Source organism: Bradyrhizobium sp. Kon37 (assembly GCF_055807535.1).
Genome location: NZ_JBVVOY010000373.1, coordinates 1 through 203, shown reverse-complemented (window position 1 = coordinate 203; position 203 = coordinate 1). Strand labels below are relative to the sequence as shown.

General features: G+C 53.7%; 1 protein-coding gene. It reads left to right on the top strand.

Annotation, left to right across the window (positions count from 1 at the left end):
* Positions 1-115: 115 nt before the first annotated feature.
* Positions 116-203: Mu-like prophage major head subunit gpT family protein (locus tag AC0L3J_RS38510; protein ID WP_473350637.1), on the top strand; the 88-nt coding region annotated here is incomplete at its 3' end.

Below are 203 nucleotides of genomic sequence, written 5' to 3'. Positions count from 1 at the left end.
GGAGCGCCGCAAACCGGAACTGGTCGCACGTACCCGTATCGATGACGACCACGTTTTTATGGATAACGAGTTCCTGTAAAATCAGCGGTTTGACTGCGCGGGAGCAGTCAAACCGCTGATTTTCCAGGAGCGCCGCAAACCGGAACTGGTCGCACGTACCCGTATCGATGACGACCACGTTTTTATGGATAACGAGTTCCTGT